The organism is Stutzerimonas stutzeri, from assembly GCF_013522825.1.
Classification (GTDB): domain Bacteria; phylum Pseudomonadota; class Gammaproteobacteria; order Pseudomonadales; family Pseudomonadaceae; genus Stutzerimonas; species Stutzerimonas stutzeri_AK.
The window spans coordinates 1-7239 of the sequence record NZ_JAAMQZ010000073.1; the positions used below are offsets into that span (position 1 = coordinate 1).

7 protein-coding genes are annotated in these 7239 nt (G+C 61.6%); 5 read left to right on the forward strand and 2 right to left on the reverse strand.

The genetic code is table 11. The features are described from left to right. The first annotated feature begins 822 nt into the window (after positions 1–822). On the forward strand, positions 823–1224 hold the full coding sequence (locus G7020_RS23305; RefSeq protein ID WP_037014135.1) for a single-stranded DNA-binding protein: 402 nt from the start codon (positions 823–825) through the stop codon (positions 1222–1224). Between the two features lie 117 nt (positions 1225–1341). On the opposite strand, the gene G7020_RS23310 is transcribed toward G7020_RS23305, so the two are convergent. Next, positions 1342–1572: a DUF6437 family protein gene (locus G7020_RS23310; protein WP_037014137.1), complete on the reverse strand. Its 231-nt coding sequence runs from the start codon at positions 1570–1572 to the stop codon at positions 1342–1344. Between the two features lie 460 nt (positions 1573–2032). On the opposite strand from G7020_RS23310, the gene istA reads away from it, so the two are divergent. Further along, positions 2033–3526, forward strand: coding sequence for an IS21-like element ISSsp5 family transposase (gene istA / locus G7020_RS23315; RefSeq protein ID WP_011608156.1), 1494 nt, complete (start codon positions 2033–2035; stop codon positions 3524–3526). Next, positions 3523–4290, forward strand: coding sequence for an IS21-like element ISSsp5 family helper ATPase IstB (gene istB / locus G7020_RS23320; RefSeq protein WP_007011060.1), 768 nt, complete (start codon positions 3523–3525; stop codon positions 4288–4290). Before istA ends, istB begins: the two co-directional genes overlap by 4 nt. Before the next feature lie 83 nt (positions 4291–4373). Here the strand turns inward: istB and G7020_RS23325 are convergent, their stop codons facing one another. After that, positions 4374–5051 (reverse strand): FAD-dependent oxidoreductase, encoded by a 678-nt coding sequence (locus G7020_RS23325; RefSeq protein ID WP_167365738.1) that lies wholly within the window; start codon positions 5049–5051, stop codon positions 4374–4376. Positions 5052–5143: 92 nt separating this feature from the next. Between G7020_RS23325 and G7020_RS23330 the strand changes: the two genes are divergently transcribed. After that, positions 5144–6289, forward strand: coding sequence for an MFS transporter (locus G7020_RS23330; RefSeq protein WP_092320676.1), 1146 nt, complete (start codon positions 5144–5146; stop codon positions 6287–6289). Positions 6290–6305: 16 nt separating this feature from the next. After that, on the forward strand, positions 6306–7239 hold a 934-nt coding region (locus G7020_RS23335; RefSeq protein ID WP_181087196.1), incomplete at its 3' end, for an MFS transporter.

The window sequence follows — 7239 nt, forward strand, 5'->3', positions numbered from 1 at the left end:
TTTATCGGCGATAAACGCCATCGCCATCCTCCACTGTGCAGAATCCGTGCAGATCGGCGGCGTAAGTGTTTGATTTGCCATAGCTGTGCAGGGTCTGTGTAGATGTTTATATATGTTTTTCTTGTTTAATCATAGAATTTTAGATAAATGCTCTCATCCTGCCCTGAATGCGGCTGCTGCGCCATATGGTGATGGACCAGCCTTCGGGCTAATTTCGTTCGCTTGAGCCTGCGGCGATCAACATCTGCAAGCCATGCTGGCGACCGGACATGGCCTGGCTTCTAAGCCTTCCACCGATGAACTTTGTATGCGCTTGGACCGAGGTCCATTCCCGGCTCAGGGGTAGCACGTCCGTCCGGATTGCCCACATCCTCGCATGCAAAATGGCGCCGTCAGCGCCGGCCGTCGCAGTACCCCGAGACGTCTCCCGGCGGTGTCGGTTCTGGTCGCGGTCGCGGTCGCAGTCACAGGCGCGCCGCAGCTGTCTCAAAGCGGCATAGCGCAGGAACCAGCTGCCGCGCGGACTGGGGGGGGGCACATTCAAGGCCTCAGAATGCCACGAAATGGCAGGTCATCTGCTCGGCACAAGTCCGGGGCCATCCGGCTCTTCGCGAACCCCTCCCTGAAGGCGGCGTCAGCCCCTCGCAACCCTGATCCGGTCCGGCCGTGTTGCCGCTGCGCGGCTGCCCGCACCACCCGGTCCCGATCCGGGTTCCCCTCCCGTCGCCCTTGGCGCCGTTCGGTGCGAGCGGCTGCCGCCCCCTTCTGACGGTCAGTTCGCAGCCGGGATGGCCCCGGACCTGCGCGATCAGGAGAAAACCCATGACCAATCTCGTTATCCTCGTCGGCCGCATCGCCCGCGATCCCGAAACCCGCACCACCACTGGCGGAACCAGCATCACCAGCATCTCGGTTGTGACCGACCGGCCCGCCCGCAAGGACGGCAAGACCTACAAGGATGAGAACGGCTACACCGCCAAGGATAGCGAATTCCACCGGATCACCTGCTTCAATGGCCTCGGCCAGAACGTCGCCAAGTTCTGCAGCAAGGGCCAGATGGTGACGGTCGAGGGGCGCATCCACTACACCCAGTGGGAAGACCAGACCGGCACCAAGCGCTACGGCTGCGAGATCATCGCCGACAAGGTGGATTTCCTGACCAAGGGCCGGTCAGATGGCAACAATCGCAGCAATGAAGAGGCGCCCGATATCGACGAGGACTGAAAGCCGATATGGCTGGAACAAGGCCCCGATGGCACACGCTATCGGGGCCTTTTCTTTTGTACACCGGCGTTAGCAGCGATGCGGGGCATCGAGCCCGCGCATCGCTGCATGGAGTGCTTATGCGGGGGCGAGGCGTTGCAATGCTGCCTCGATCCCGAGCGTCATCGACGCACGGACAAGCTGTTTCAGGTCTGCGGGTTCGATCATTTCCGCGCCGCATTCGATAAGAATCTTGCCGAGTTCGGCGGCGGTTTCGTCGCGAAGCTGTGCCTCCCTGACATCGAGTTCGCCCCGCTGTTCACGAAGTTTCTTGAGCGCGTCGCGTGCGCTGGCTTTGGACCTCGCCATGTATCTCGCCTTTCGTTGGCCATTGATCCCCTCCACACACAGGTTTGGCACATGGCAAGCGTGTAGGAAAACCGCTGGCGGGGCCGGCGTTGGCGTAATCCCGCTGACGTTGGAGAGGTCTCTCTCACAGAGATTTCAAGGGTGATGCGGGCTTTGGAGACGCGTCAAGGACGACGGGGCCCCACCATTTTTGCCGGGCAAGCCCGGAAAAATCGTTACCCCCATCGCCGCTTCGCGGCCGCGTTCCGCGGTCCCTGACCCGTCTCGTCGCCCACATCCTTCGATCTCCTGATGCGACGCATCAACCATCAGGAGGAAAAACCATGTACGCTTCATTGAATGAGAACGGCGGAGCAATATTCGGCCACGCTAGCGGCGGGATAGTCCTGCTGCGGGCGGCGTAAAAGTCGTCCACCTTGAAGCCTTTCTGCCAAGTCAGGGAGGTGTGGGGATCTACAGCGTGGAACTTTATCTTCAGGTCCGTTTGGCTTGCGCGGATGGCATGAGCCAGCGGGCGGCGGCGAAGCGTTTCAATGTGTCGCGCGATACGGTGCGCAAGATGCTGTCGTTTTCATCGCCGCCGGGTTACCGGCGTCAGTCTGCACCGCAGCGCCCGAAGCTGGACGGGTTTGTGGGGATCATCGATGGATGGCTTGAGGGGGATCGCGGTGTCCCGCGCAAGCAGCGCCATACGGCGAAGCGGGTATTCGACCGTTTGCGCACCGAGCATGGTTTCACCGGCGGCTATACGATCATCAAGGATTACATCCGGGAGCGCGAGCAGCGCAGCCGGGAGATGTTCGTGCCGCTGGCGCACCCGGCGGGAGATGCACAGGCCGATTTCGGGGAAGCTCTGGTGGAGATCGGCGGGGTGGAGCAAAAAGCCTACTTCTTCGCGCTCGATCTGCCGCACAGTGATGCCTGCTATGTGCGAGCCTATCCGGCGGCGGTGGCGGAGGCCTGGGTGGACGGACATGTCCATGCCTTCGCGTTCTTCGGCGCGGTGCCGCGCTCGATCGTCTATGACAACGATCGCTGCCTTGTGGCGAAAATCCTGCCAGACGGCACGCGCAAGCGTGCCACGCTGTTCAGCGCTTTCCTGTCGCATTACGTGATCCGCGACCGCTATGCCCGCCCGGGCAAGGGGAACGAGAAAGGCAATGTGGAAGGGCTGGTAGGTTACTGCCGCCGCAATTTCATGGTGCCGATCCCGAAGTTCCCGACCTGGGAGGCCTTCAACCTGTGGCTGGAGGAGCAATGCCGCAAGCGCCAGCAGGACAAGGTGCGCGGGGAGAGCGAGACGATCGGTGAGCGCTTGCAGCGCGATCTGGCGGCCATGCAGCCTCTGCCCGCTACACCCTTCGAGGCCTGCGATCAGACGAGCGGGCGGGTCTCCTCGCAATCTCTGGTGCGCTACAAGACCAACGATTATTCGGTTCCGGTAGTCTGGGGCCATCAGGAGGTCTGGATCAGGGCCTATGTCGATGAAGTGGTGATCGGATGCCGCAGCGAAGTTATCGCCCGTCATCCTCGTTGCTATGCCCGCGAGGAGGTTATCTTCGCCCCGCTCCACTATCTCCCGCTGGTCGAGCAGAAGATCAACGCATTCGACCAGGCCGCCCCTTTGCAGGGCTGGGATTTGCCCGAAGCGTTCGGGACGCTGCAGCGGTTGATGGAAGGGCGCATGCACAAACATGGCAGGCGCGAATATGTGCAGGTGCTGCGCCTGCTGGAAACGTTCACCCTCGCCGATCTCCAGGCGGCGGTGGAACAGGCCATCGCCCTTGGCGCCATCGGCTTCGATGCCGTCAAGCACCTCGTCCTGTGCCGGGTCGAACGCGTACCGCCCAGACTGGACCTGGACATCTATCCCTTCCTGCCTCGCACCACGGTCGAGAAGACCGTTGCCAGAGCCTATCTGAGCCTGCTCTGCGACAGGCAGGAGGCCGCATGAGCGATCAGGCACCGGAGATTCTTCTCGCTCACCATCTCAAGGCCCTCAAGCTGCCTACGTGCCTGCGAGAGCATCACAAGCTCGCCCGGCAATGTGCCGCTGAAGGCGTCGATCATATCCGCTTCCTCGCCCGTCTCGTCGAGATGGAGATGATCGACAGGGAGCGTCGTATGGTCGAGCGGCGCATCAAGGCCGCGCGCTTCCCCGCCGTCAAAAGCCTCGATAGCTTCGACTTCGCCGTCATCCCCAGGCTCAACAAGATGCAGGTGCTCGAGATGGCGCGCTGCGAGTGGATCGAGCGGCGTGAGAACGCCATCGCTCTGGGGCCATCGGGCACCGGGAAGACGCACGTAGCTTTGGGGCTCGGACTGGCAGCATGCCAGAAAGGACTGTCGGTGGGCTTCACCACTGCGGCGGCGCTGGTCAGCGAGATGATGGAGGCGCGCGACGAGCGGCGTCTCCTGCGCTTCCAGAAGCAGATGGCCGGATACAAGCTGCTCATCATTGACGAACTGGGCTTCGTACCGCTCTCCAAGACCGGTGCCGAACTGTTGTTCGAGCTGATCTCCCAGCGCTATGAGCGCGGCTCCACCTTGATCACCAGCAACCTGCCCTTCGACGAATGGACCGAAACCTTCGGATCCGAGCGCCTCACAGGCGCGCTCCTCGATCGTCTGACCCATCACGTCAGCATCCTCGAGATGAACGGCGAAAGCTATCGCCTCGCTCACAGCCGGGCCCGAAAGGCCAAAACCAGACCCTGAAAATCAAGCCAATGCCGGGGGGAGTGGCCTTCGGGCTACGCCCTCACGCCACTCCCCCCGGCATGTAACACCGTGGCCTGGTTTTACGCCGCCGCATGGCCGACTTTTGCTCCGCCGTTGACAGGCAGGCCGGTTGCAGCGCGCATCATCATCGTACCAAAACCGCCAATCGGGAAGCGGTCATCGGTCGCGCCAGCGCTCGCAATATCAAGCACCGACACCCGATCCGCGTCGGCAGCGATATCGGTGGCACAATGGAGATCAACGAATCGCCGTTCGTAAATGTCGCGCGGCACGGCGCTGAATGGTTGATCGTTGCCTGATCGCGCGATGCGTTCGGAGCGCCGCATCAGCCGTTGGTCAGCCGCAACATAGCGATTGACGACTGATCGAGGCTCGTTGCGGCTATTGGCTCGCAGGGCAAGCGATTCGCGATCGCTGGGGATGACTGTAACGCCCTGCTGCGCCGCAAGCGCCGTAATCGGATTGATCGGCGCGTTGTGAATATAACTGGCGCCGACGTCGAACGGCAAACCGAGTGTTTGACTGTCGGTGACAATGCGGCCGCCAGGACGCCCGCGCGCCTCCAGCACAATGACCCGCGCACCGGCCCCTGCCAAAGCCCGTGCAGCAGCAATACCGGCGGCCCCAGCGCCAATGATGGCGACGTCGTAAACGGTCGAAGGGGCGAGCGACTGTCCCGCCTGCGCCCAAGCTCGCGGTGACGACATCGCTCCTGCTGCAACAGCGCTGGCAATCATGGCTCTTCGGGTAATCATGTCATAGCTTTCATCATCATAGTGTTACCTGTCAGTTGACACACTGTCAAGTGACAGGTAGCGCCGTTGAATATATGCAATCAGTTTGGCGCTTCGCTTTTTCCTCCCTGATCGATGTTGTCGCAGTGGCGATGATGTTGCCTTTGATCGCGCTGTTCATGAACGAACAGCGCGTGACCCCCGGCTATGTCGGGCTTTATGCAGCTGTCCCGTTTGCTGCCTTGCTGGTTAACTTGCCGCTGGTGCCACTGGCTATGCGCCGTTTCGGCTTTGGCAGGATGTTTGGCGCGGGGTTGCTCTTGTCGAGCGCGGGAATTGTGATGTCGGCGCTTAGCCGCGATTATGCGTCGCTGTGCCTCGGCGCGGGGTTGGTCGGCATTGGCGCCGCCTATCGCTGGAGCGCGGTTGAGGCGATGATCGCATGGTCTGCTCCGATAGACAGTCTGGGCCGCGTAACTGGCTTCTATCAAACGCTTGTCGCCGCCGCCTATGCCATCGGCCCGTTCTTGGTGCCTTTGTTCGCGCTGACGCTCGATAGCGCGGGCTATGTCGCGATTGGGCTTGCGGTCGCATCATGGCTGCCGGTGCTGATAGGCGGAACGGCTGAAAAGGTGCAATTTGCCACAAATGATACGCCCGGCGGCAACGCGTCGTGGCACGTCTTTCTTCCGCTCGCAGCGCTAGGCTTTATCGGCGGTGTTTTTGAGGTCGGGTTGAATGTACTGGCCCCGATTCAAGCTGAACGGCTTGGCGCTATCGCCACTGATAGCGCAATCATCCTTACCGGCGTCATCGCCGTGGCCAGCTTGGTGATGCAATATCCGGTCGGGCGATTGGCCGACCGCTTTGGCATCGGGCCGATGATGCAGATATTGTGCGCTACCTTGTTACTGTCGCTGCTGGCAGCGCCGTTGGGATCGGGCATTGATGCGATGATCTGGCTTGCCGCCATTATCTGGGGCGGCGCGGGCGGCGCGATTTATACGCTGACGATGATCCATGTAGGCCGCTCGTTTCGCGGGCAGTCGCTGGCGGTATCGATCGTCATCGCGGCCTATACCGTCGGCGGGGCGATCGCGCCTGCGCTGGGTGGCCTTGGCCTTGGCTTGTCGACTCAATGTGGGTTAGCATGGGCGCTGGGGCCGCTGCTGTTGCTGGCATGGCCTTTGGCGCGCCTGCGCCCGAATTTGCCGCGTGGCGATCACGGCGACACCCAATGACGCCGGAAACAAAATAATGTCGTTATTCCAGTCGATTATGAAGCTGACCCGCCGCAGCGATCCGACAACCACGCTGCTGGCGCTTGACCCCGCCAATGCTGAAGAACGGCCCGCGGTTCTTGCGGCGCGCGCCGCGTGGCTGCTCTACGCGCTCGCCCCGCTCATCACCTATATAACCCCGGTTTATCTTGCGCTGCTGGCACAGCGGGTGCCGCTGACCGAGCGCGAAATCGGTCTGCTCGCTGGTGCAGAGTCACTGGGCGGTGTGATCGCCGCGCTCACCGCGCGCTGGTGGATAACCCGCTTCAACTGGCGGGCAGCCGCGCTGGCGGCGTTGCTGGTGATGATCGCCGGGATCGTGGCGACGGCGTTTACCCTCTCACCTGACGTCTTGCTTATCATCCGCGCGACAGCCAGCATATTCGGCGGCGGTCCGTTGATCGTCATTGCGATCGTTGTGCTGTCCGAAAGCGCCGCACCTGATCGCAATTTTGCTTATGCTTTTACGGCACAGTTGGTGATCGGTTTGGTGGTGCTGTTGCTGTTACCGGTCGCTGGCGATGCGCTTGGCTGGACCGGCGTTATCATATTGCTCGCAGGATGCTTCGTCACAGCGCTGCCGTTAGTGGGCTTGCTGCCAAAGAGGTCAGCAAACCCGGCGGCGTTGGTGGTACCGGCTGCCAGTCTCACCCGGCCAAGCTGGTTGCTGTTGCTGTCCATTGCGCTGCTCTCGGCATCCACGCAGGCATCATGGGCTTTTTCCGAAGTGCTCGGCAGCGATGTCGGCATGTCATTGTCGGGAATGAGCCAGTTGCTGGTGGGATCGACTGTGCTTGCAGTGATCGGCAGCCTCGCGGCTGCACCGATTGGCCAACGGATCGGGCGTCTACCCGCCTTTATCGGCGGAACGGCGATCATCCTGCTGTGCGTGTCCCCGCTCTACCTTGTGC